Here is a 22,343-nt window from a genome sequence, read left to right as displayed (position 1 = left end):
CTGAGCTAAATTCCGCGCGAGACTCAGCGGCAGGCGGGGCAGCCACTTATCCTGACCGCATGACGACGGGTTGGCAGCTACTATGGCGGCCCGCCAAGCACGAGGTCATCGCATCCGCGCTGTCCGACAGCGAAACCTCTGGCGTGGTGATCACCGGCGCTGCCGGAGTCGGCAAGACCACCCTGGCCCGCTCAGTCACCGCGTCGCTACCGGGCCGCACCCGCTGGGCCGCGTGCACCACCTCGTCGAGCAGCATCCCGCTCGGAGTGTTCGCCCAGTGGGTCAAACCCACCGACGCGCGGGATCCGATCGAACTGCTGGTCTCGGCACGCGAGTCCCTGCTGGCCGACGGGCCCGCGGTGATCGGCGTCGACGACGCTCACCTGCTCGACCAGTTATCGGCCACCCTGCTGCACCAGATCGCGGTGGAACGCACCGGGTCGATCGTTGCGACGGTACGCAGCGGCGAAGCCGTGCCCGATTCGGTGATGACGCTGTGGAAGGACGGCTATCTGCGTCGCATCGACTTGGAGCCGTTCAGCAGGGGTGAATGCGTCTCCTTGGTGGAGTCGGTGCTGGGCGGCACCCTGGAGGAGTTGAGCGCCAACGTCATCTGGACACAGTCCGGAGGCAACCCGCTGTTCCTGCGGCACATGGTCGAGGCGGCGTTGGAAGCCGGCACCCTGAGCGAGGTCAACGGCGTCTGGCAGTTGCGCGGGGCGACGACGGTGTCGTCGGGACTGGCCACCCTGCTCGAGAACCGGTTCGACAGCACCGACCCCGAAGCTGTCACGGTGCTGCGCCTGCTGGCGCTGTGTGAACCGCTGGACATCAACGCGCTGGTGGAGCTCGCCGGCGAGCAGGCCATCGATGCGGCCGAGAAGGCGCATCTGATCCGGATCGACCGTGCCGGACCAGACCTGCACGCGCGGATCAGCCATCCGCTCTACGGTGACGTGGTACGGCGGCAGATCGGCACGGCGTCAGCCCGCATGCTGCGCGGTCAGATCGTCACGGTCCTCAACCGGCACACGCCGACGTCGGCAGCCGGCCGGATCCGGGTCGCCCAGCTGTATCTGGACAGCGATCAGACCGCCGACACCGGCCTGCTGGTCACGGCGGCCAAAGACGCAGTGTCGCTTGCGAATGCACCGCTGGGTGAACGGCTGGCGCGCACCGCATTCGAACGTGAGCACGGAATGCAAGCAGCACACCTATTGTCCAGGGCGCTGATGTGGCAGGGCCGTCCCGATGAGGCCGACGAGGTCCTGGCCGAGTTCGACCCTGACGATCTCGACGAGGGTCAGCTGGTGCTGTGGGGTATCCCCCGGGCGTCGATCGTGTTCTGGTCGCTCGGCGAGGCCGCCCGTGCTCGAGAGGTGATGGAGTTGCTGCGGCGTCGGGTGAGCAACCCGATACTGCGGCCGATGGTCGACGCTGCCGACGCTGCGTTCACGATTTTCGAGAACCGGCTGTCCGAAGGTATGGCAATGGCCGAGGCGGTGTTGGCCAATCCCGGCGCACCGAAACAAGCGGTGGAGACGGCTGCGTTCGCGGCCGGTCTGGCGATGCCGTTGGCCGGCCGCGGCGGCGACTTCATCGACATCGCCGAGCGCTCCTTCGACGCGCAGAAGTCCACCGACGGCCTGATTCGGATGCTCGCCCGATACGGCGAGGTACTGGCCTTGGTGTACACCGGCGAACTGGACGAGGCCGAAAAGCACGCGGTGGCATATGGCGAGTTCTCGTCGTCCGGCGAGTTTCTGGGATGGGCGGTCGCCAAGATGATGACCGCACTCGTGGCGACGTCTCGCGGCAGGTTCGCCGAGGCGATCCCGACCACCAAGCAGGCACTGGCCGCGCTCAACGCCGAGACCTCACTGCCGTGGCGGCTGCCCGGCCGGCTTCTGCTGGCCCGCGCCTATGCCGGCTCGGGCCGGCCCGACGAGGCCGACCGGCTGTTGACGGAGGCCGCCGAACATTCCGGACCCACGGTGGCGTTATTCGACCCGCAAGTGTTGGCCGTCAAGGCCTGGATCGCCGCGGCGCGGGGCTCTGCGCGCCGGGGCGTCGAGCTGTCCCGCGCGGCCGCCGACGCGGCTCACCGCAGCGGCCAGTTCGCCGTGGAGGCCGAGGCGTTGCACGACGCGGCGCGGTTCGGCGACCGCAAGGTGTCCCACCGCCTGCAATCTCTGGCGGCGGTCGTCGACGGGCCGCTGCCGCAGTTGTATGCCCGGCACGCCGCCGCCGTGGCCGACTCCGACGCCGGTGCGCTCGACGCGGTCAGCATCGATTTCGAAGAGGCCGGGGTGTTGTTGTCGGCCGCCGACGCCGCCGCACAGGCAGCCGGGATCCATGAGCAACGCAATGCGCGGCGTCGGGAGATCGAATCAGTCACCCGCGCAATGCGTCTGGCGGCATTGTGTGGAGGTGCCTCCTCCCCCGCGATTCGGGCTGCGGCGCGACCCCTGCCGGTGACCGCGCGTGAGCTCGAGGTCGCCGAGCTGGTCGCCGCCGGTTCGTCGAACCGCGAGATCGCCGAGCGGCTATCGGTTTCGGTCCGCACCGTCGAGGGCCACGTATATCGGGCCTGCCTGAAACTCGGTGTGTCCGATCGCGATGGCCTGGCCGCGATCATCCGAGAAGGTGGCCCGCGCCGTCACCTGGGTTGAAAGCCAGACGGGTATCGTTACCACGGTGAGCGTCGGGGAAGACCAGGCTTCTGCGCTGCCCGTTTTCGCCGATGTGGACACCGGCGTCGACGACGCGATGGCACTGGTGTATTTGCTGGCCAGCTCCGACGCGAACCTGGTCGGAATCGCCTCCACCGGTGGCAATGTCGACGTGGATCAGGTGTGCCGCAACAACCTCGGGCTACTCGAACTGTGCGGGGCCACCGCCATTCCGGTATCCCGGGGCGCCGACCAACCATTGAGCGCCGCGATGCGCACCGCCGAAGACACCCACGGCCCGGCCGGGCTGGGCTATGCCGAACTTCCGCTACACCAACGCGAACTCACCGGTTACGACTCGGCCGAGGCGTGGGTGCGCGCCGCCCACGCCATGCCCGGCGAACTGATCGGCCTGGTCACCGGTCCGCTGACCAATCTGGCACTGGCCGTGCGTGATGAGCCCAACCTGCCGTCGCTGTTGCGGCGACTGGTCATCATGGGTGGCTCCTTCGACTATCGCGGTAACACCACCCCGGTGTCAGAGTGGAACATCAGCGTCGACCCGGAGGCCGCAGCCGAGGTCTTCGATGCGTGGGGGCGGGCCGCGGATGCCAAAGTGATTCAGCAGCATCAGCTTCCGATCGTGTGCGGGCTGAACCTGACCGAGAACATCATGTTGACGCCGACGCTGCTGAGCCGGCTGGCCGCCGCATCGGGGGCGACCACGACGGCTATGAGCGTGCTCGATTCCCGGGGCACGCGCTCGACCGCCGACAACACGTTGATCCGCACGCTCGAGGATGCGATGCGGTTTTACTTCGAGTTTCATTTCGATCAGGGCGAAGGTTTCCTGGCTCACCTGCACGACCCCCTGGCAGCCGCGGTGGCTCTGGATCCCAGCCTGGTCCAGACCCGGGCCGCCACGGTCGACGTCGAGCTCACCGGGACCCTGACCCGCGGCATGACCATCGCGGACTGGAGCCATCGGTGGGGCCGGGAATCGAACGCGCACGTCGGTGTCGGGGTCGATCCGGCGGCGTTCTTCGACCGGTTCATCGAACGGGTCGGCCCGTTTGCACGTCGGCTGCAAGCCGACAGATAACCAGCGTGGCTGCAAGCCGACAGATAACCAGCGTGGCTGCAAGCCGACAGATAACCAGCGTGGCTGCAAGCCGACATGTAGGCGGTGTCGCCGGCTCATTCGTAGACGCCTTCCAGATACCACCGGCGCTGCCGGTAGCACAGCAGCAGCGCGGCTCCCGGCTCACCGGGCCGGGTGTCCACCAGCACCTGTGCGCGTGCCGTCCGGCCGGCCCTGGACTGTTCGCCCTGATCCCACCAGCGTTCGTCCACCGGCCACGGCCCGGCCCACCAGCTCAGCGCGCCCCGATAGTGGGGGCCCGCACCGTCCAAACTCGCCGGTTCGGCAGTGAACATCCCGCGCCCAGTCACCCGCACCGGGTTTCCTTGGGCATCAAGCAATTCCACTGGATCGTCGAGGATCACCGCCGGGGCGGGCTCGGGCAGCTGGCCGGGCCAGGGCCGGTACGGGTCGGCCCGCGGTACCAACTCGTCGCCGAGCGGTGTCAAGGTGATGCGCTCGGCTGGACCGCGACCGCCGGACAACACCGGCAGCTGGACAGCTTCCTGGCCCAGCAACCCCTGCACCCGGACAAGCGCCCGGCGGGCCCGCAAGCGATCCTGCTCCCCGACACCGCCCCACAGCGGAAGCTGAAGCGCTTCTGCGGAAACAACTTCCACCGGCTGCAGCCGCAACACCGTCACCGGCGAGTTCGGCCGGTCGTCCGGGTTGCGCCGATTGAGCCAGCCGTCGAGCTGCCAGCGCACCCGGTCGGCGGTGGCGTCCTCGGTCAGCGGTTCGGCACACCGCCAAACCCGGGTCAGCTCACCGCCTCCCGCAGTGAGGGCGTGGATGGCCAATCGGGTGCATCCCACACCCGCCGCCTCCAGGCTGCGATGCAGGGCGCCGGCCAGTGACCGGCCGGCGAATGCGGCCGCGTCGACCCGGTCGACCGGCGGCTCGCAGTGCAGGACCGCATCGAGGTCGGCCGCCGGCTCACGACCGGACGGCCCGCGCGCCGGTTCACCGCGGGCGAAGCGGTGCGCTGCCACCGCGTCGGCCCCGAACCGGGAAGCCACATCGCTACGGGACAAAGCCGCGAACTGACCAAGATTACGGATACCCATGCGCCACAACAGATCCGCCAATTCTTCCCGGCCTGGGCCGGACAGGCTGGGCTCGGCGGACAGCTGGCGGATGGACAACGCCGACAGAAACGCCGCGTCCCCCCCGGTTTCGATCATCCGGCCGGCGCGCGCGGCGAAGACAGCCGTCGGCAACTGGTCGGCAATCCCCACCTGGCATTCGGCACCCGCGGCGGCGACAGCGTCGACCAGCCGCTCGGCGGCGGCCGGTTCGGAACCGAAGTAGCGCGCCGCGCCGCGAACCGACAACACCAGCAGTCCTGGCCGCAGCACCTCGGCGCGGGGCACCACCTCGTCGACCGCCGCCGTCACCCCCTCGAAGTAGCGGGCGTCGCGGGCCGGGTCAGCGGTGACCACATGCAACTGCGGGCATCGCGCCTGCGCCTCGCGCCGGCGCAGAGTACGGCGTACCCCAGCCGCGCGGGCCGCCGCCGAGCAGGCGATCACCCGGTTGGCCAGGGTGACCGCGACCGGGGCTGTCGCCGGCAGACCGGCCGCCGCGGCGGCGGCGACCGCCGGCCAGTCCATGCACCAGATCGCCAGCGCGCGGCCGGTCATTCAGCCCACCCGGGACCGGGTCACGCGGCCATGCGCCCGGACGGACAACCGCACTCGGCTGATCCGTCCGGAACCCGGCACTGCCGCACCGCCGCGACCAGCGGTGGTCTCATAGCCGCTCACTCGCGCATCCAGGCGCATCGTCGCGCCCTGCCAATCCCCCCGCGCAACCAGCAGAGTGCAACCTTTCTGCCTGGCCCGGGCCACCACCGCTCTGGCGCGGGTGGCGGTCACCGTCCCGCCGGCCAGGCCGAGTACCACCAGATCCATCCCGTCCATCAGCACCGCGGCCACCTCGACGGGATCGGTGCCGGGGTCGGGGATCACCGCCAGCCGACTCAGGTCCGCGCCCATCTCCGCGGCGGCCAGCAGGCCGAAGTCCGGCAGCCCGACAACGGCCACATGCCCACCGCCGGCGGTTACCGCCGCGGCCATGCTCACCGGCAGCGAGCGGGCCCCCGACACCACTGCGACCACACCGCGCGGCAACCCTTTCGGCAGCGGCCCAGCCAGCGATTCGGGAATCTCTAGCAAACTCTCCGAGGCCGGAATCGCCTCATTTGCCACATCCGCAACAGGCCCGGCGACACCGACTTTCCCGGACACCGCCGCCATCTGGCGCCTAAGCTGTTGTAGCTGTTCAGCACGGTCAAGTTGTCGTTTTTCCAGGGCAATCGCCGCCGTCATCGCCCACCTCCAGCTGCGATCCGCGTTCACTGTGTTCGAATGTATGTTCGATACCCGAGTAAACACCCCCCCGCCGACAGCGTCAAGCGGGAGTCGCTCCCCCGAACGGGGCCGAAAACGCACCTGGCACGATGCAGGCATGACGAACATCGAACAGGCTGAGAAGGTCGCCCACGGCGCCGGCTTTGTTGCCGCGCTCGATCAGAGTGGCGGTAGCACCCCCAAGGCACTGAAGCTCTACGGCATCGCCGAGGACGCCTACTCCGGCGACGAGCAGATGTTCGATCTGGTGCACGAGATGCGCACCCGGATCATCACCAGCCCGAGCTTCAACGGGGATCGGATCATCGCCGCGATCCTGTTCGAGATGACCATGGACCGCGAGATCGAGGGCCGCCCGACCGCCGACTATCTGTGGAACGTCAAGAAGGTCGTGCCGATCCTCAAGGTCGACAAGGGTCTTGAGGCCGAGAACGACGGCGCTGCGTTGATGAAGCCCATCAGCGGCCTGAACGAGCTGCTGGCCCGCGCGGTCGACAAGGGCATCTTCGGCACCAAGATGCGCTCGGTCATCACGCTGCCCGGCGCCGGACTGGACGCGGTGGTCGACCAGCAATTCGAGGTGGCCCGCCAGATCCTGGGCGCCGGACTCGTGCCGATCATCGAGCCGGAGGTCGACATCCACAGCCCCAAGAAGGGCGAGGCCGAAGAACAGCTCAAGGCCGCAATCCTGAGTCGCCTCAACGCCCTCGGCCCCGAAGAGCAGGTGATGCTCAAGCTCACCCTGCCCGACACCGACGACCTCTATCGCGAGTTTGTCGAGCATCCCAAGGTGATGCGGGTGCTGGCCCTGTCCGGCGGCTACTCCCGCACCGAGGCCTGCGAGCGGCTGGCCCGCAACCACGGCGTCATCGCCAGCTTCTCAAGGGCGCTGACCGAGGGGCTGACCGCGCAGCAGAGCGACGACGCGTTCGACAAGACCCTCGACGAAGCGATCGCCGAAATCGCTGCCGCCTCAGGGACTTAGTCCCTCCCACGTCCTACTCCCACTCGATGGTGCCGGGGGGCTTGCTCGTGACATCGAGCACCACCCGGTTCACCTCGGGCACCTCGTTGGTGATACGCGTGGAGATGCGCTCCAGCACCTCATAGGGCACCCGCGTCCAGTCGGCCGTCATGGCGTCCTCACTGGACACCGGCCGCAGCACGATCGGATGGCCGTAGGTGCGTCCGTCGCCCTGCACACCGACCGAACGGACGTCGGCCAGCAGCACCACCGGGCACTGCCAGATCTGGCCGTCCAGACCGGCTGAGGTCAGCTCCTCGCGGGCGATCAGGTCGGCACGGCGCAGCGTGTCCAGCCGCGACGCCGTCACCTCGCCGACGATCCGGATACCCAGCCCGGGCCCCGGGAAGGGCTGGCGGGCAACGATTTCCTCCGGCAAGCCGAGCTCCCGGCCCACCGCTCGGACCTCATCCTTGAACAGCAGCCGCAGGGGTTCGACGAGCTTGAACTTCAGATCTGCCGGCAGACCGCCAACATTGTGGTGGCTCTTGATGTTTGCCGTCCCCGTACCACCGCCGGACTCGACGACGTCGGGATACAGGGTGCCCTGAACCAGGAATTCGACCTCTCCAGTCGGCTTCTCGGGCGAGCGCTCGTCGGCAGGGCCGCCGTCGGCCACGATGTCACGCACCGCCCCCTCGAATGCGCGGATGAACTCGCGGCCGATGATCTTGCGTTTACCTTCGGGATCGTGAACACCCGTAAGTGCTTGCAGGAAACGCTCTTCGGCGTCGATCGTGACCAGCTTGGCACCTGTCGCGGCGACGAAATCCCTTTGTACCTGTTCACGCTCCCCAGCGCGTAACAGTCCGTGGTCGACGAACACACAGGTCAGCCGGTCTCCGATAGCCCGCTGGACCAGCGCAGCGGCCACCGCAGAGTCGACGCCGCCGGACAATCCGCAGATCGCATGAGCGTCGCCGATCTGTTCGCGCACCTGCTCAATCAGGCTCTCGGCGATGTTGGCCGGCGTCCACGCGGCGTCGATCCCGGCGAAGTCGTGCAGGAATCTGGTCAAAATCTGCTGGCCGTGGGGGGTGTGCATGACCTCGGGGTGGTACTGCACCCCGGCCAGCCGCCGGGCCCGGTCCTCGAACGCAGCGACCGGTGCTCCGGAGCTGACGGCCACCACCTCGAACCCGTCCGGTGCGGAGGTGACCGCGTCGCCGTGGCTCATCCAGACCGGCTGCTTGCCGGGCAGGCCTGAATGCAGTTCGCCGCCAAGCACTTCCAGTTCGGTGCGTCCGTATTCGCTGGTGCCCGTGCGCGCGACGGTCCCGCCGAGCACCTGAGCCATGGCCTGAAAGCCGTAGCAGATGCCGAACACCGGCACGTCGAGGTCGAATACGGCCGGGTCCAGCTGAGGGGCGCCGTCGGCGTACACACTGGCCGGCCCACCGGATAGGACGATGGCCTGCGGATCCTTGGCCTTGATCTCCTCGACGGTCGTGGTGTGCGGGATGACCTCGGAGAACACCCGGGCTTCCCGGACTCGCCGGGCGATCAGCTGGGCGTACTGGGCACCGAAGTCGACCACCAAGACGGGACGAGGCGATGAGGATGTCACGGATCGAGTCTAGTGCGGCGGATCGGCCGACCCGCCGCACCGCCGCAGGTAGCCTTTCGCTGATGAAAGCCCTGCCCGCCGCGGTGACCGTCGCCGTGGCCGCACTGGCGCTGCGCCGCTACTTGTCGGGCCGCGACGGCCTCTCCGCCGTACCCGCCGAGCTGCGCAGCCCGCTGCTGCCGATGTTGGCCGTCGACACCACCACGCGGTCGTTGAAGGTCACCAGACTGGCCGGCCGCATCCCGATCCCGCCAGGCGCTGGGGTCACCCTGGCCAAGCGCGTGGTAGCCGGGCGACTAGTGCTCGTGCTGACGCCCACAAACAGAAGTTCGGCGGCGGTGCTCTACATCCACGGCGGCGGCATGGTGGTGGGTTCCCCTCAGTCGGAGATCAGGGGCAGCGCCGCCCTCGCCCGTGCACTGGGCGCCGTCGTCGTCTCCCCCGACTACCGCCTGGCCCCCGAGGATCCCTTCCCGGCCGGCTTGGACGACTGCATGGCCACCCTGTACTGGATCCGGGACAACGCCGCCGAACTGGGCATCGATCCGGATCGCATCGCGGTCACCGGGTCGAGCGCCGGTGGCGGCCTGACCGCCGCCGTCGCACAGCGCGCCCACGACGAGGGAATCCGGTTGCGGGCCCAGGCAATGGCCTACCCGATGATCGACGACCGCACCGTGTTGCGCGGCGACCACGACGGACGTGGCCGGTTCCTGTGGACTCCGGCCTCCAATCGGCTCGGCTGGACGGCGTATCTCGGCCGGCCACCACGCGAAGCGGATGCACCCGAGTATGCGGCCCCGGCGCGGCGAGAAAACCTGTCCGGCCTGGCGCCGGCGTGGATCGGTGTGGGCGACCTCGACCTGTTCTACGACGAATCCGTCGACTACGCCGAGCGGCTGACGGCCGCCGGTGTCGAATGCGAGCTGGTGACCGTACCGGGGATGTACCACGGTGCCGATGGCGTGGCCGCCAAAGTACCTGCGATGCAGGCATTTCGCAGCAGCCTGATGGAACACCTGCGCAGCCACCTCTGAGTTTGCCCGCAGCAGGCATGTTCTCCAGCGAGAACGGGAATGGAGAGCAGGGGATTAAGCAAAGGAGCTCAGTGTGCTGGGACTGCCCGACGGGGTGACGGCCTGTTTGTTCGATCTCGACGGCGTCCTCACCGACACCGCGCGAGTGCACACCCAGGCCTGGAAGGCCATGTTCGACGATTATCTCGAGCGGCGGGCCCAGCGGGCCCACACCGCGTTCGTGCCATTCGATCCGGACAAGGACTACCGCACCTACATCGACGGCAAACCGCGCCAGGACGGTGTCCGATCGTTTCTGGCCAGTCGCAACATCGAGCTGCCCGAGGGCGACCCGTCCGACCCGTCCACCGCCGAAACAGTCGAAGGTCTGGGCAACCGCAAGAATGCCTTGTTCCAGCAGCTTGTGAAGAAGAACGGTGTCGACGTGTTCGACGGATCGCGGCGCTACCTGGAAGCCGCGCACGAAGCGGGCATACCGGCGGGGGTGGTGTCTTCCAGCGCCAACACCCGCCAAGTCCTGCAGATCACCGGGCTGGATGACCTGGTGCAGCAACGAGTCGACGGCAACACCATTCGTGACGAGCACCTGCGTGGCAAGCCGGCACCCGATTCGTTCCTGCGGGGCGCGCAGCTGCTCGACGTCGATCCGGCACATACGGCGGTGTTCGAGGACGCCCTCGCCGGAGTCGCGGCGGGCCGAGCCGGGAAATTCGGGTTCGTGGTGGGGGTGGATCGCCTGCAGCATGCGGATGCGTTGCTGCGCAACGGCGCCGACGTCGTGGTCACCGACCTCGCACAATTACTCGAGCCGCAGTGATCAACGGCGACGCGTTCCCGATCGAGCCGTGGCAGGTCCGGGAGACTCACCTGAACCTCGACCAGCTGGCCCAGTCGGAGTCGCTGTTCGCATTGTCCAACGGGCACATCGGATTACGCGGCAACCTCGACGAGGGCGAGCCCTTCGGTATCCCCGGAACCTACCTGAACTCGTTTTACGAAACCCGGCCGCTGCCCTACGCCGAGTCCGGTTTCGGTTATCCCGAGGACGGTCAGACGATCGTCGACGTGACCAACGGGAAGATCCTGCGATTGCTGGTCGATGACGAGCCGTTCGACGTGCGCTACGGCGACCTCGACGAGCACGAGCGGATCCTCGACCTGCGCGCCGGAACCCTGACCCGGCAAGTCCTCTGGCGTTCACCGGCGGGCAAAAAGATCAGGCTGGTGTCGACGCGACTGGTGTCGCTGGTGCATCGATCAGTGGCGGCCATCGAGTACCTGGTGGAAGCGGTCGACGAATTCACCCGTGTCACTGTGCAATCCGAGCTGGTAGCCAACGAAGATCAGCCCGAGCAATCCAACGATCCGAGGGTGTCGGCGGCGCTCAAGCATCCGCTGGAGCCGGTCCACCACGAAACCACCGAGGACGGCTCACTGCTGGTGCACCGCACCAAGGCGAGCCGTCTGATGATGGCTGCCGCGATGGACCACCTGGTGGAGGTTGCCGGCCGGGTGGAAGTCGACGCGATGGCCGCAGAAAACCTGGCCCGCACCACCATCATCTGCGGTCTGCGACCCGGGCAGCAGCTGCGCATCGTGAAGTTCCTGTCCTACGGCTGGTCGAGCCTGCGGTCCCGGCCCGCACTGCACGACCAGGTGGCCGGCGCGCTGGCCGGGGCGCGATACACCGGTTGGCAGGGCCTCCTGGACGCACAGCGCACGTATCTCGACGAGTACTGGGACTGCGCCGATGTCGAAGTCGACGGCGACCCGGGCTGCCAGCAGGCGGTGCGGTTCGGACTGTTCCATGTGATGCAGGCCAGCGCCCGCGCCGAGCGCCGGGCGATCGCGGGCAAGGGGCTCACCGGGCCGGGCTATGACGGCCATGCCTTTTGGGACACTGAGGGCTTCGTGTTGCCGGTGCTGACCTACACCAAACCCGAGGCGGCCGCCGACGCATTGCGCTGGCGCGCCTCGATTCTCGATCTGGCCAAGAGCCGGGCCGAGCAGCTGGACCTCAAGGGTGCAGCATTCCCGTGGCGGACGATCCGCGGGGAGGAGTGCTCGGCCTACTGGCCGGCAGGCACCGCGGCTTGGCACGTCAACGCCGATATCGCGATGGCCTTCGAACGGTATCGAACAGTCACCGGCGATCATTCGTTGGAATCCGACTGCGGGCTGGCGGTTCTCGTGGAGACCGCACGACTGTGGATCTCACTCGGCCACCACGACCGCGACGGCGTGTGGCATCTCGACGGTGTCACCGGACCCGACGAATACACCGCGGTGGTGCGCGACAACGTGTTCACCAATTTGATGGCCGCACACAACCTCCGCACGGCCGTCGAGGCGTGTGACCGCAATCCGGATTCGGCCCGCGAGATGGAGGTGACCACCGAGGAGACGGCGGCCTGGCGCGAGGCCGCCGCCAAGGCGCACATTCCCTACGACGAGGTCCTGGGTGTGCACCCGCAATGTGACGGCTTCACCAGGCTGCAGGAGTGGGACTTTGACGCCAACACCACCTATCCGCTGCTGCTGCATCAGCCTTACGTGCGGCTCTACCCCGCCCAGGTGATCAAGCAACCCGATCTGGTGCTGGCGATGCAGTGGTGCAGTCATGCGTTCACCGATGATCAGAAGGCCCGCAACGTCGACTATTACGAGCGCCGCACGGTGCGTGACTCGTCGCTGTCGGCCTGCACTCAGGCGGTGATGTGCGCCGAGGTCGGTCACCTGGAGCTGGCGCACGCCTACACCAAGGAGGCGGCCTTGATCGACCTTCGGGATCTGCACAACAACACCCGCGACGGCCTGCACATGGCGTCGCTGGCCGGAACGTGGACCGCACTGGTTGCCGGCTTCGGCGGACTGCGGGACGACGAACATATTCTGTCGCTGGATCCTCAACTGCCTCAGGAGATCTCACGTCTGAAGTTCGGTGTGCGCTGGCGTAACTACCGAGTCGCCGCCGAGATCGAACACCGTGAGGTGACGTATACGCTGCGCGACGGGCCCCACGGCCAGCTCACGATCCGGCACGCCGGTGAAGAGCTCACGTTGACCACCCAGAGTACGACGACGGTGGCATTGCGGACCCGCCAGCCATTGCTGCCCGCACCCGAACAGCCGGCCGGGCGCGCGCCGCGCCGGCACATCGAGCAGGACTAACTGCCGATCGGCTCGATCGGCAGGCGACGCAGCCCGCCCGGCGCATCGACGGGTACCACAGGATTCTTCGGTTCGACCGCTGCCAGCCGGCGATAAGGCTGTCCTTGAACGGGACGCTGGTCGTCCTCATCTTTGTTCGGCCACAACGATGTTGCCCGCTCGGCCTGCGCGGTGATCGACAGCGACGGGTTGACGCCGAGATTGGCCGAGATCGCTGCGCCGTCCATCACGTGCAGCGTCGGGTAGCCGTAGACGCGCTGGTAGGGATCGATGACGCCGTGCTCGGCGGTATCGCCGATGGCGGCACCACCGAGGAAGTGTGCGGTCAGTGGAATGTTGAACAACTCACCCCAGGTGCCGCCGGCAACCCCGTCGATCTTCTCGGCGATCCGGCGAGTGACCTTGTTGCCGGCCGGAATCCAGGTCGGGTTGGGTTGGCCGTGGCCCTGCTTGCTCGTCATTCGACGCAGCCCGAACACCCCGCGTTTGGTATAGGTGGTGATCGAGTTGTCCAGATGCTGCATGACCAACGAGATCATGGTGCGCTCACTCCAGCGGCGCGGGCTCAGCATTCGCAGCATGGCCTTCGGGTCCTCGGATGCGTTGGTGAACAACTGCTTCCAGCGCGGCACATCGCTGCCTTCCGGGCCGGGGCCGTCGGTCATGAGCGTCTGGAGCAGGCCCATCGCATTGGAGCCCTTACCGTAGCGGCAGGGTTCGACATGGGTGTCCGGAGTGGGGTGAATGGACGACGTGATGGCCACCCCGTGGGTGAGGTCCAGATCGGGACGAGCCTCCAGGCGTCCAGCTCCCACAATGGATTCCGAGTTGGTGCGGGTCAGCACCCCGAGCTTGTCGGAGAGCTTGGGCAGCTTGCCGCCGTCGCGCATCTTGAACAGCAATTGCTGGGTGCCCCAGGTCCCTGCGGCCAGGATGAGATGGCGGGCGGTGAACGTGCGACGGTCCTTGCGGACCCACCGACCGGTCCGCGCCGTGTGGATCTCCCAGGTGCCGTCGGGCCGTTGCGTGAATCCGGTGACGGTGGTCATCGGAAAGACTTGTGCGCCAGCGCGTTCTGCCAGACCGAGATAGTTCTTGACCAGAGTGTTCTTCGCGCCGTGCCGGCAGCCCGTCATGCACTCCCCGCACTCGATGCAGCCGGTGCGGGCAGGTCCGGCACCGCCGAAGTAGGGGTCGGGCACCGTCTTGCCCGGCGTCTTCTCACCGTTGACGCCGAAGAACACCCCTACCGGGGTAGGCGTGAAGGTATCGCCAACGCCCATCTCGTCGGCCACTTCCTTCATGATGCGGTCGGCGTCGGTGAACGTCGGGTTGGCGACCACACCCAGCATTCGCTGGGCTTGGTCGTAATGCGGCATCAGTTCGGCACGCCAGTCGGTGATGTTCTTCCACTGCGGATCGTTGAAGAAGGGATCCGGGGGTACGTAGAGAGTGTTCGCGTAGTTCAGCGAACCGCCGCCGACACCGGCGCCGGCCAGGATCATCACGTTTCGCAGGAGGTGGATCCGCTGAATGCCGTAGCAGCCCAGACGGGGCGCCCAGAGGAATTCACGCAGTCGCCAGGACGTCTTGGCGAACTGATGGTCGGCGTAACGGCGACCGGCCTCCAGAACGCCGACCTTGTAGCCCTTTTCGGTCAGCCGCAGCGCGCTGACGCTGCCGCCGAAACCCGAACCGATGATCAGCACGTCGAAATTCGGCTCCATCGATCCAGTATGAACTTACCCGCCGGTAACAAGCTAGGGAGGCACGCCTAACTAGTGGGCTGCCGCCAGACGGGTGGCGCGAATCTCAGTCATTCATTAAATTAATCATTAAATAAGTGAATTAGGCTGGCCATCGCTAGGACACCATCGTGCTGAGTGTGCAGCCAGTGTCTCGGCGAAGGGTTGCATAGGTGAATCAACGGCATCGCGAGTCGCCGCCGAGCCGTCGTCTCGAGGGAGTGTTGGTGGGCAACGTGCGCGAATTTCCGCAGATGACGGTGGCCGATCCCACACGATCCAGCACGCCTCGCCTGCCAGAATTCGACCAATTCGACTCCTGGCGAGCGGATTTGAGGCAAGCAGTCCTGTCGCAGATCACAGAGTTCATCGCTGCCCGGTGCGCTGACACGTTGGGTGATTGCGGCGTGGACGCGGCCGGGGAGTTGCTCCTGGAGTTCGTGAACGGCGGCAAGTGCTTGCGATCAACGTTCATGTACCTGGGCTGGCTGTGCGGAGCGCCGCCCGACGACGCCGCCCTTTCAGCGACCGGAAGTCTCGAGTTGATTCACGCGTTCGCGTTGTTGCAGGACGATGTGATGGACAATTCGCCGTCTCGGCGCGGACGTCCAGCCGCACATATCCAGCTCGCCGCGTGGCATGAGCGCAGTGGCCATTCCGGATCGTCTCGCCGGTTTGGCGAATCCGCGGCGGTGCTGCTGGGTGATTTGTGCCTGATCTGGGCAGACCGGGTGCTGCGGGAAAGTGGGTTGGGAGCCGAACAGCTCGAACGCGCATGGCCCCGCTATGACGCCATGCGTACCGAGCTCGCGGCGGGCCAGTTCGCCGATCTGGTGCTGGATATACGTACATCTCCAACCCTGGAGTCCGTGCTGCGCGTAGCGCGCATGAAATCGGGCAATTACACCGTGCGCCGGCCCTTGGAGCTCGGCGCGGCAATGGCAGGGTGCCACGAGCAAACCCTGGCCCGGCTCGGAGAGTATGGCCTAGCGGTCGGCGAGGCATTCCAGCTGCGCGACGACCTCCTGGGCATCTTTGGCTCGCCCGCGACGACGGGCAAACCGAATGGCGGAGATCTCCTCGAACGTAAGGCCACCAGCGTCATGGTTGCGGCGCAGCAGATGGCTGACCCGTCGACACGTGCGCAATTCGGCGAACTGATCAACACCCAGCACCTCGATGACACCGATCTGGAGCGCTGGCGGAGCCTGATCCTCGCAACGGGCGCCGTGCAACACATCGAAGGGCTCATCGCCGACCGCGTCCAGGCCGCGCAAGAGGCACTAGACGGCAGCGGGATCAACGGATTGATAAGGGCTGCGTTGCTGGAGATGGCCAGCATTTGCACGCGCCGGGCCGCATGAGTACTGAGAGGTTGGACTGATGCGAACAATGTCGGGGCCGACCGAGCGGGTGATTGTCGTCGGTGCGGGCTTCGCGGGGCTCTCGGCAGCGCTTCACCTAGCTGGCCGTGGCCGGGATGTGACGGTTGTGGAGCGCGAGCCATGGCCCGGCGGGCGCGCCGGCCGGCGCGATGTCGGCGGGTACTCGATCGACACCGGGCCGACGGTGATCACAATGCCGGAACTCATTGATGAGGCGTTCGCCGCAGTCGGCGAAAGCGCTTCCCAACGGGTGGAACTGCTCCCCGTCGACCCCGCTTACCGAGCCATGTTCGCCGACGGCGCCGCCATTGACGTCCACACCGACGCAGACCGGATGGCCATGGCAGTGCGGGACTTCTCCGGTGCGCGGGACGCCGCCGGATATGCCGCGTTGCGCGACTGGCTCGAGAAGTTGTACCGGACCGAATTTGCGGGCTTCATCGCCGCCAACTTCGACTCCCCACTGTCCATGCTGACCCCGCAGCTGGCACGACTGGCGGGCCTGGGCGGATTCCGCAAATGGGAGACGATGGTCAAGCGTCACATCGCCGACCCTCGATTGCGACGAATCTTCACCTTCCAGTCCCTCTATGCCGGAGTTGCTCCACAACAGGCGCTCGCGGTCTACGCGGTGATCGCATACATGGACACCGTTTCGGGCGTCTTCTTCCCGCAGGGAGGTGTCCGAGCCCTGTCCGACGCGCTCGCCGCGGCAGCTCAGAACGCGGGAGTCACCTTCCGTTATGGGTCGACGGTCACCGAGCTCGAGCGCACGTCGGACCGGGTCAGCGCGGTGATTACGGGCGCGGGCGAACGGATCGCCTGCGACGCGGTGGTGTTGACCACCGAACTGCCCCTCACCTACCAATTGCTGAGCCGTCGGCCCAGGAGATTGTTACCGCTGCGCGCGGCGCCCTCGGCGGTGGTCCTGCACTTGGGCTGCCCCGCGACCACGGCGAGCGGGTCTGACCTGCCACACCACACCATTCTTTTCGGCGATGCGTGGGAGCAGACGTTCACCGACATCATCCGCGACGGCCAACTCATGCAGGACCCGTCGCTACTCGTGACCTGCCCGACGGCCACTGATAGCAGCCTTGCTCCGCGGGACCGTGAATTGCTTTACGTACTCGCGCCCACGCCGAACCTGACCCACGGTCGCATCGACTGGGCCAACGCCGCCGCGCCATACGCACAATCCATGATCGACACCGTGGAGCAACGACTGCTTCCGAATCTGCGCGATGACGTCGAACTGCTGCACCTCGATACGCCCGCCGAGTGGGCCCGTCAGGGCATGACCGCCGGCACGCCATTCGCGCTCGCGCACACGTTCGCCCAAACCGGACCGTTCCGGCCGGCCAACCTGGTTCGCGGGATCGACAACGCGGTGCTGGCCGGATCGTCGACCACCCCCGGTGTGGGCGTACCGACCACCCTGATATCCGGGCGCCTGGCCGCGGACCGCATCACCGGCGTCCCCGCCCGGTCAACGACCACCCTCGACCTGAAAGCCCGGTCCTGATGATCCACACCGAACTGGCAGCAGCCGGAATCGACGATCCGCGGTTGCGCGCCGCATACCGCAGCTGCCGGCGGATCGCGGCCAAGAACGGGCGGACGTATTTCCTGGCCACCCGGCTGCTGGCGCCCGATCAGCGTCCCGCCGTTCACGCTCTATATGCCTTCGCGCGCTACGCCGACGATATCCTCGACGAGTTCAACCCTCAGTTGGACGCGGCGGCGCGCGGCGAACGCTTGCAGCTCTTCTCCGACCGATTCTTCGGCGGCGGCGAGCACCTGGACGAGGCGGTGCTGGTTGCCGTCAATCACACCGTGGCCCGCTACCGGATTCCCAGAGCGCTATTCGAGGATTTCCTGACCTCGATGCGCATGGACCTCACCGTCACCGACTATCCGCATCGAGCTGCACTCAACCACTACATGCGCGGCTCGGCGGAAGTGATTGGCTTGCAGATGCTTCCGGTGCTGGGAACCGTCAATGATCCCACCGAAGCCGAACCGTATGCGGCGGCACTTGGTCAAGCCTTCCAGCTGACCAACTTTCTGCGCGACGTCGACGAGGATCTGATGCGGAATCGCGTGTACCTGCCCACCGACGAACTCGCGGTGCATGGTGTGGACCGAGAGCTGTTGCAATGGTGCCACGATCACCGCCGCACCGACCCGCGCGTGCGAAGCGCCTTGGCTGAGCAGCACGAACTGACGAGGAAGATCTACCGATTTGCCACTCCAGGGATCGCGGCCCTGGCCCCCCGTTCCCGGCCCTGCGTCGCAACCGCATTGACGCTGTACTCGGAGATCCTGGACCGCATCGAGGAATCCGGATTCGACATATTCAATCACCGGGCCACCGTCGGAACGACGCGACGGTTGCAGGTCGCGGGCGGCGCATTGTTCCGATCGTGGCGGGCCCGAAGGTCTTTCCCCGGCACACCTCCCGATAACCGGACCGCACGCCAGGATCACGGTGCAGCATGACGGACCGTTGGCAGTACCTGATTCTGCTCATCCTCTGCCTGCTCATCACCGCACCCCTGGAGTTCTTCGGATCCGGCGTCTACCGCCGGGGCCGGCGCACGGTGTGGGCGATCCTGCCGGTGGCAGTCGTATTTCTGGTGTGGGACTCGATCGCGATCGCGACCGGGATGTGGACGTACAACCCGGAATACGTCACCGGCATAGTCGTTCCGCCAAACATTCCCATCGAGGAGGTGTTGTTCTTTGTGGTGATCCCTCTGTGCGGCTTGCTGACCTACAACGCTGTCAGCGCGATCCTCGACAGAAGCACGCGGCGGTGACCGGAGTCGGCTATACGGTGCCAGCGCTTCTCGTAACGCTGGCCGTGTGCGTGGCGGAGCTGAAGCTGTTGCGCACCGGCCTTTTTCGCAGTCAGGCCTATTGGCTGACGATGGCGATCGTCGTCGGCTTCCAAGTTCTCGTCGACGGCTGGCTGACCAAGCTCAGCGCCCCGGTGGTCATCTATAACGAGCGGCAGACCAGCGGATTGCGATTCCCCTGGGATATCCCTGTCGAGGACTTCCTGTTCGGCTTCGCCCTCGTCACCGCAGTGTTGTTGATGTGGGAGAAGCGATGACCGACCGCCGTCGCCAGAGACATCCCGCGCCACAGGGCGTGGCGGACGCGCACGCACTGTCAACGCAGCCCCGCGCAGTGGTAGTGGGCGCCGGAATCGCCGGGCTCACTGCCGCCACCGCGCTGGCTGAGCGGGGCGTCGCTGTCGACGTCGTGGAGAAGGAGAACTACCTCGGCGGGCGGGTCGGCGGGTGGACCGAGCTCCACGCAGGAGCTGAGTTCGCGATGAATCGCGGATTCCACGCATTCTTTCGCCAGTACTACAACCTTCGTGATCTGCTGCGTCGCGTCGATCCGCAGTTGCGGATGCTGATGCCGGTCGATGACTACCCATTGATCGACGGCGCCGGGCGGCGGGACACCTTCCGCGGTCTGCCTCGGACACCGCCCTGGAATGCGCTGGCGTTCGCGTTACGCAGCCCCACGTTCCAGTTGCGTGACTTGGTTCATATGGATGCCCGCGCCGCCGCGCCCCTGGCCGCCGTATCGGTGCCCGACATTTATCACCAGCTCGATCACCTTGATGCCGAAACATTTTTGAAGAACATCAATTTTCCGGAGTCGGCACGGCACCTGGCCTTCGAGGTGTTCTCCCGTAGCTTCTTCGCCGAGCCCTCACAGCTGTCGGCCGGCGAATTGGCGACGATGTTCCACATCTACTTCCTTGGCTCCAACGAGGGCCTCATTTTCGATGTCGCCAACGCCAACTTCGATGTGAGTCTGTGGAATCCGCTGCGGGACTATCTCAGTGATCGCGGTGTGCGATTCAGGATGGGCGCACGGGTGCGCCGCGTGGACACTACCGGCGCCTCCGGATTCATCGTGCACACCGATGCGGGGGATCCGATCAGTGCGGATGCAGTGGTCGTGGCCACCGACGTGGAAGGCCTGCAAACCATCGCCGCGGGGTCACCGGATGTGGGAAACACGCTGTGGCACGATCAAATTCGACAGCTTCGCAGCGCTCCGCCATTCGCCGTGCATCGGCTGTGGCTTGACCGGCCCGTCGCATCCGACCGGCCGCCGTTTCTCGGCACCTCAGGCCACGAGCCGCTCGACAACATCAGCGTGTTGAACCGCTACGAGAGCCAAGCCACCGAATGGGCGAACCGAAACCATGGCTCGGTCGTCGAATTGCATTCGTACGCACTGAATACTGCGACGCCCAGCGAGGAAGCCACCCGGCAGCTGCACAAACTCTATCCGGAGACCGCTTCGGCCAACGTGGTCTACGAACGCATACTGGAACGAAGCGACTGTCCGCTGTTCACGCCGGGCACTTACACCAGCCGGCCCACGATCCTGACCCCGCAGCCAAATTTGGTGTTGGCCGGCGACGGGATTCGCGTCGACCTGCCGGTGGCACTGATGGAACGTGCGGCTACCACCGGTTGGGCGGCCGCCAATCACTTGCTATCGCGTTGGGGGATCGCCGGACATGACCTCCATACCGTTCCCACGCGGGGCAGGTCAGCACTGCTGCGCTCGCTGGCACTGCGGCAGGGAAACACGGGATGCTGAACGTTGCCGACCAACTAAGTCTTCGGTGGCCCAAACATTGGCCGCTGCAGCTGGTTCCACACGTCTCGTGGACAGGGCAACGACCTACGTACCTCGAGGCACAGCCGGGGATCATCAACGCGGCTCTGAATCGCGCTCTGCACCGATCGACGGGAAACTGGTACGCGTTCGCCTCAAGCGAGGACATCCGCGATGGCCGCCCATTTGGCACCCGCGTCGCCGGAGTCGAACTCGTGGCCTGGCGTGGCAGCAACGGCGAATTGATCGTGGGACCCGCAGGATGCCCGCATTTGGGGGCGAACCTCGCGACGGGCACCGTATCCGGCGGCACACTGTTCTGTGCCTGGCACGGCCTGGCCATGGACGGCAAGACATGCGCCCTGAAATGGGTTCCGCTGCCGAGCCACGACGACGGAATTCTGGCATGGGTCCGACTTGACTCCATCGGAGGCGAAGAGCCGCTGGCTCATCCGGTAATTCCCACCCGCCCCGAAGGCGGCCCGCTGGCAGCGGTCACCCGAATCGTCGGGGCGTGTGAACCGAGTGACATCATCGCCAACCGCCTCGACCCCTGGCATGGGGCTTGGTTCCATCCGCACTCCTTCGCCTGGCTCGAGGTGTTGTCCACACCGACCGAAAGCGACGACCGCTTCGTCGTCGCGGTGACATTCCGAGTCGGACGATTGGGCGTGCCCACTATCGCCGAATTCACCTGCCCGGACGCACGTACCATCGTGATGCGAATAGTCGAGGGAGAGGGCATCGGCAGCGTCGTCGAAACCCACGCGACTCCAATCGGTCCCGGACCAGATGGACGGCAGAACGTCGCGGTGCTCGAAGCCGTCATTGCGCACTCGCCGCGACCGGGTTTCAGGGCGGCGCGCGCCATCGCGCCAGTGATCAAGCCGCTGGTCCGTCGCGCCGGGCACCGGTTGTGGCGCGACGACATCGAGTACGCCGAACGCAGATACCGGCTGCGCGAAGGTGGATCGGGATAGCCTGACTTCGTCATGAAGAAAGTCCACTTCGCCACCGTCATCGCCTCTGTCGTCGCACATTTCGCCTACCTGCTCTACCTGCCCAGCGGTGGGTTCATGGCGCTCCGCTGGCGACGGACATTCTGGTTGCACCTACCTGCCGTGTGCTGGGGTCTCGGCGTGGTAATGATGCAATTACCCTGCCCCCTGACGGCACTCGAACAGCGGGCACGGACCCTGGCCGGAATGGACCCCCTTCCGACAACGGGATTCGTCGGGCGGTACGTCGCGGGCGTCGTCTTCCCGGCCAATCGGACTGGAGTGGCCCAATCGCTCGCGTTCGTAGCAGTCATGGTGTCGTGGGTCGCGCTTGCGGTGCAAAGGCGCCCACACGAATCGCTGGGTGGCCGTCCATCCGACGGATAGGGCGGCATTAAGTCGCCATCGGGCGAGCGGTTCGGCGACTTTCGCACCGAGGAACAGCCGTTGCGGACATTCCGGCCCGAGACACCGTACCCTTGGAAATCTGATGAAAGATGCGGGTAGGTGAGCAGCAAGGGCCGCTCAGGTGATCCTCAGCCCGAACGGGCTGAGCTGGAACGGCAGCTTTCCGC

At 66.4% G+C, this 22,343-nt stretch carries 18 protein-coding genes; 14 read left to right on the top strand and 4 right to left on the bottom strand.

The annotated features are described in order from the left end of the window. The first annotated feature begins 59 nt into the window (after positions 1–59). Complete coding sequence (locus tag CG716_RS10220; RefSeq protein WP_094479077.1) at positions 60–2,672, top strand: LuxR C-terminal-related transcriptional regulator; 2,613 nt, start codon at positions 60–62, stop codon at positions 2,670–2,672. Between the two features lie 55 nt (positions 2,673–2,727). Further along, positions 2,728–3,774 carry a nucleoside hydrolase gene (locus CG716_RS10215; RefSeq protein WP_094479409.1) on the top strand — a complete coding sequence of 349 codons (1,047 nt, stop codon included), beginning with the start codon at positions 2,728–2,730 and terminating at the stop codon, positions 3,772–3,774. Between the two features lie 95 nt (positions 3,775–3,869). Here CG716_RS10215 and CG716_RS10210 read toward each other — a convergent pair whose 3' ends face one another. Continuing rightward, on the bottom strand, positions 3,870–5,456 hold the full coding sequence (locus CG716_RS10210) for a DNA polymerase Y family protein (RefSeq protein ID WP_094479075.1): 1,587 nt from the start codon (positions 5,454–5,456) through the stop codon (positions 3,870–3,872). Then, the gene (locus tag CG716_RS10205) at positions 5,457–6,143 is read right to left on the bottom strand and encodes a DnaE2-dependent mutagenesis accessory factor ImuA' (RefSeq protein WP_094479073.1); all 687 of its coding nucleotides are present in this window, start codon (positions 6,141–6,143) and stop codon (positions 5,457–5,459) included. Positions 6,144–6,282: 139 nt separating this feature from the next. On the opposite strand from CG716_RS10205, the gene CG716_RS10200 reads away from it, so the two are divergent. Beyond that, entirely contained in the window at positions 6,283–7,170 is an 888-nt protein-coding gene (locus CG716_RS10200; protein ID WP_094479071.1) for a fructose bisphosphate aldolase, read from the top strand. Between the two features lie 13 nt (positions 7,171–7,183). Here CG716_RS10200 and guaA read toward each other — a convergent pair whose 3' ends face one another. Further along, complete coding sequence (gene guaA, locus CG716_RS10195; RefSeq protein ID WP_094479069.1) at positions 7,184–8,776, bottom strand: glutamine-hydrolyzing GMP synthase; 1,593 nt, start codon at positions 8,774–8,776, stop codon at positions 7,184–7,186. Between the two features lie 62 nt (positions 8,777–8,838). On the opposite strand from guaA, the gene CG716_RS10190 reads away from it, so the two are divergent. The 3 genes from CG716_RS10190 (at position 8,839) to CG716_RS10180 (ending at position 12,984) form a co-directional block, all read left to right on the top strand. Beyond that, the gene (locus CG716_RS10190; RefSeq protein WP_094479067.1) at positions 8,839–9,813 is read left to right on the top strand and encodes an alpha/beta hydrolase; all 975 of its coding nucleotides are present in this window, start codon (positions 8,839–8,841) and stop codon (positions 9,811–9,813) included. Between the two features lie 73 nt (positions 9,814–9,886). Further along, positions 9,887–10,630, top strand: coding sequence for a beta-phosphoglucomutase family hydrolase (locus CG716_RS10185; protein ID WP_094479065.1), 744 nt, complete (start codon positions 9,887–9,889; stop codon positions 10,628–10,630). Next, the gene (locus CG716_RS10180; protein ID WP_094479063.1) at positions 10,627–12,984 is read left to right on the top strand and encodes a glycoside hydrolase family 65 protein; all 2,358 of its coding nucleotides are present in this window, start codon (positions 10,627–10,629) and stop codon (positions 12,982–12,984) included. The genes CG716_RS10185 and CG716_RS10180 overlap by 4 nt, the downstream gene beginning before the upstream one ends. Here the strand turns inward: CG716_RS10180 and CG716_RS10175 are convergent. After that, positions 12,981–14,711 (bottom strand): GMC oxidoreductase, encoded by a 1,731-nt coding sequence (locus CG716_RS10175; protein WP_094479061.1) that lies wholly within the window; start codon positions 14,709–14,711, stop codon positions 12,981–12,983. The genes CG716_RS10180 and CG716_RS10175 overlap by 4 nt on opposite strands. Positions 14,712–14,983: 272 nt before the next feature. Between CG716_RS10175 and CG716_RS10170 the strand changes: the two genes are divergently transcribed. Genes CG716_RS10170 through CG716_RS10135 form a run of 8 tightly spaced genes read left to right on the top strand, consistent with a single transcriptional unit; the run spans position 14,984 to position 22,155 of the window. Continuing rightward, complete coding sequence (locus tag CG716_RS10170) at positions 14,984–16,093, top strand: polyprenyl synthetase family protein (RefSeq protein WP_094479408.1); 1,110 nt, start codon at positions 14,984–14,986, stop codon at positions 16,091–16,093. A gap of 19 nt (positions 16,094–16,112) precedes the next feature. Then, positions 16,113–17,639 carry a phytoene desaturase family protein gene (crtI, locus tag CG716_RS10165; RefSeq protein ID WP_094479059.1) on the top strand — a complete coding sequence of 509 codons (1,527 nt, stop codon included), beginning with the start codon at positions 16,113–16,115 and terminating at the stop codon, positions 17,637–17,639. Next, a complete protein-coding gene (locus CG716_RS10160) occupies positions 17,639–18,616 on the top strand; it encodes a phytoene/squalene synthase family protein (RefSeq protein ID WP_094479057.1) in 978 nt (325 codons plus the stop codon). Before crtI ends, CG716_RS10160 begins: the two co-directional genes overlap by 1 nt. Then, positions 18,613–18,936 carry a lycopene cyclase domain-containing protein gene (locus CG716_RS10155; RefSeq protein ID WP_094479055.1) on the top strand — a complete coding sequence of 108 codons (324 nt, stop codon included), beginning with the start codon at positions 18,613–18,615 and terminating at the stop codon, positions 18,934–18,936. The genes CG716_RS10160 and CG716_RS10155 overlap by 4 nt, the downstream gene beginning before the upstream one ends. Continuing rightward, positions 18,933–19,232 (top strand): lycopene cyclase domain-containing protein, encoded by a 300-nt coding sequence (locus CG716_RS10150; RefSeq protein ID WP_094479053.1) that lies wholly within the window; start codon positions 18,933–18,935, stop codon positions 19,230–19,232. Before CG716_RS10155 ends, CG716_RS10150 begins: the two co-directional genes overlap by 4 nt. Next, a complete protein-coding gene (locus tag CG716_RS10145; RefSeq protein WP_094479051.1) occupies positions 19,229–20,752 on the top strand; it encodes an FAD-dependent oxidoreductase in 1,524 nt (507 codons plus the stop codon). Before CG716_RS10150 ends, CG716_RS10145 begins: the two co-directional genes overlap by 4 nt. Next, on the top strand, positions 20,746–21,750 hold the full coding sequence (locus CG716_RS10140) for a Rieske (2Fe-2S) protein (protein WP_094479049.1): 1,005 nt from the start codon (positions 20,746–20,748) through the stop codon (positions 21,748–21,750). Before CG716_RS10145 ends, CG716_RS10140 begins: the two co-directional genes overlap by 7 nt. Positions 21,751–21,762: 12 nt before the next feature. Beyond that, positions 21,763–22,155, top strand: coding sequence for a DUF2784 domain-containing protein (locus tag CG716_RS10135; RefSeq protein WP_094479047.1), 393 nt, complete (start codon positions 21,763–21,765; stop codon positions 22,153–22,155). Positions 22,156–22,343 lie beyond the last annotated feature (188 nt).

It is taken from the genome of Mycolicibacterium sphagni, from assembly GCF_002250655.1.
Classification (GTDB): Bacteria; Actinomycetota; Actinomycetes; order Mycobacteriales; family Mycobacteriaceae; genus Mycobacterium; species Mycobacterium sphagni.
The sequence above is the reverse complement of the archived record's forward strand: the minus strand, read 5'-3'. Positions and strand labels throughout refer to the sequence as shown.

Excerpts from the sequence above, each read along its gene's own strand:
- CG716_RS10220 (WP_094479077.1), top strand. The coding sequence starts at position 60 with ATGACGACGGGTTGGCAGCTACTATGGCGGCCCGCCAAGCACGAGGTC.
- CG716_RS10210 (WP_094479075.1), bottom strand. The coding sequence starts at position 5,456 with ATGACCGGCCGCGCGCTGGCGATCTGGTGCATGGACTGGCCGGCGGTC.
- CG716_RS10205 (WP_094479073.1), bottom strand. The coding sequence starts at position 6,143 with ATGACGGCGGCGATTGCCCTGGAAAAACGACAACTTGACCGTGCTGAA.
- CG716_RS10200 (WP_094479071.1), top strand. The coding sequence starts at position 6,283 with ATGACGAACATCGAACAGGCTGAGAAGGTCGCCCACGGCGCCGGCTTT.
- CG716_RS10190 (WP_094479067.1), top strand. The coding sequence starts at position 8,839 with ATGAAAGCCCTGCCCGCCGCGGTGACCGTCGCCGTGGCCGCACTGGCG.
- CG716_RS10175 (WP_094479061.1), bottom strand. The coding sequence starts at position 14,711 with ATGGAGCCGAATTTCGACGTGCTGATCATCGGTTCGGGTTTCGGCGGC.
- CG716_RS10170 (WP_094479408.1), top strand. The coding sequence starts at position 14,984 with ATGACGGTGGCCGATCCCACACGATCCAGCACGCCTCGCCTGCCAGAA.
- crtI (WP_094479059.1), top strand. The coding sequence starts at position 16,113 with ATGCGAACAATGTCGGGGCCGACCGAGCGGGTGATTGTCGTCGGTGCG.
- CG716_RS10160 (WP_094479057.1), top strand. The coding sequence starts at position 17,639 with ATGATCCACACCGAACTGGCAGCAGCCGGAATCGACGATCCGCGGTTG.
- CG716_RS10155 (WP_094479055.1), top strand. The coding sequence starts at position 18,613 with ATGACGGACCGTTGGCAGTACCTGATTCTGCTCATCCTCTGCCTGCTC.
- CG716_RS10145 (WP_094479051.1), top strand. The coding sequence starts at position 19,229 with ATGACCGACCGCCGTCGCCAGAGACATCCCGCGCCACAGGGCGTGGCG.
- CG716_RS10140 (WP_094479049.1), top strand. The coding sequence starts at position 20,746 with ATGCTGAACGTTGCCGACCAACTAAGTCTTCGGTGGCCCAAACATTGG.
- CG716_RS10135 (WP_094479047.1), top strand. The coding sequence starts at position 21,763 with ATGAAGAAAGTCCACTTCGCCACCGTCATCGCCTCTGTCGTCGCACAT.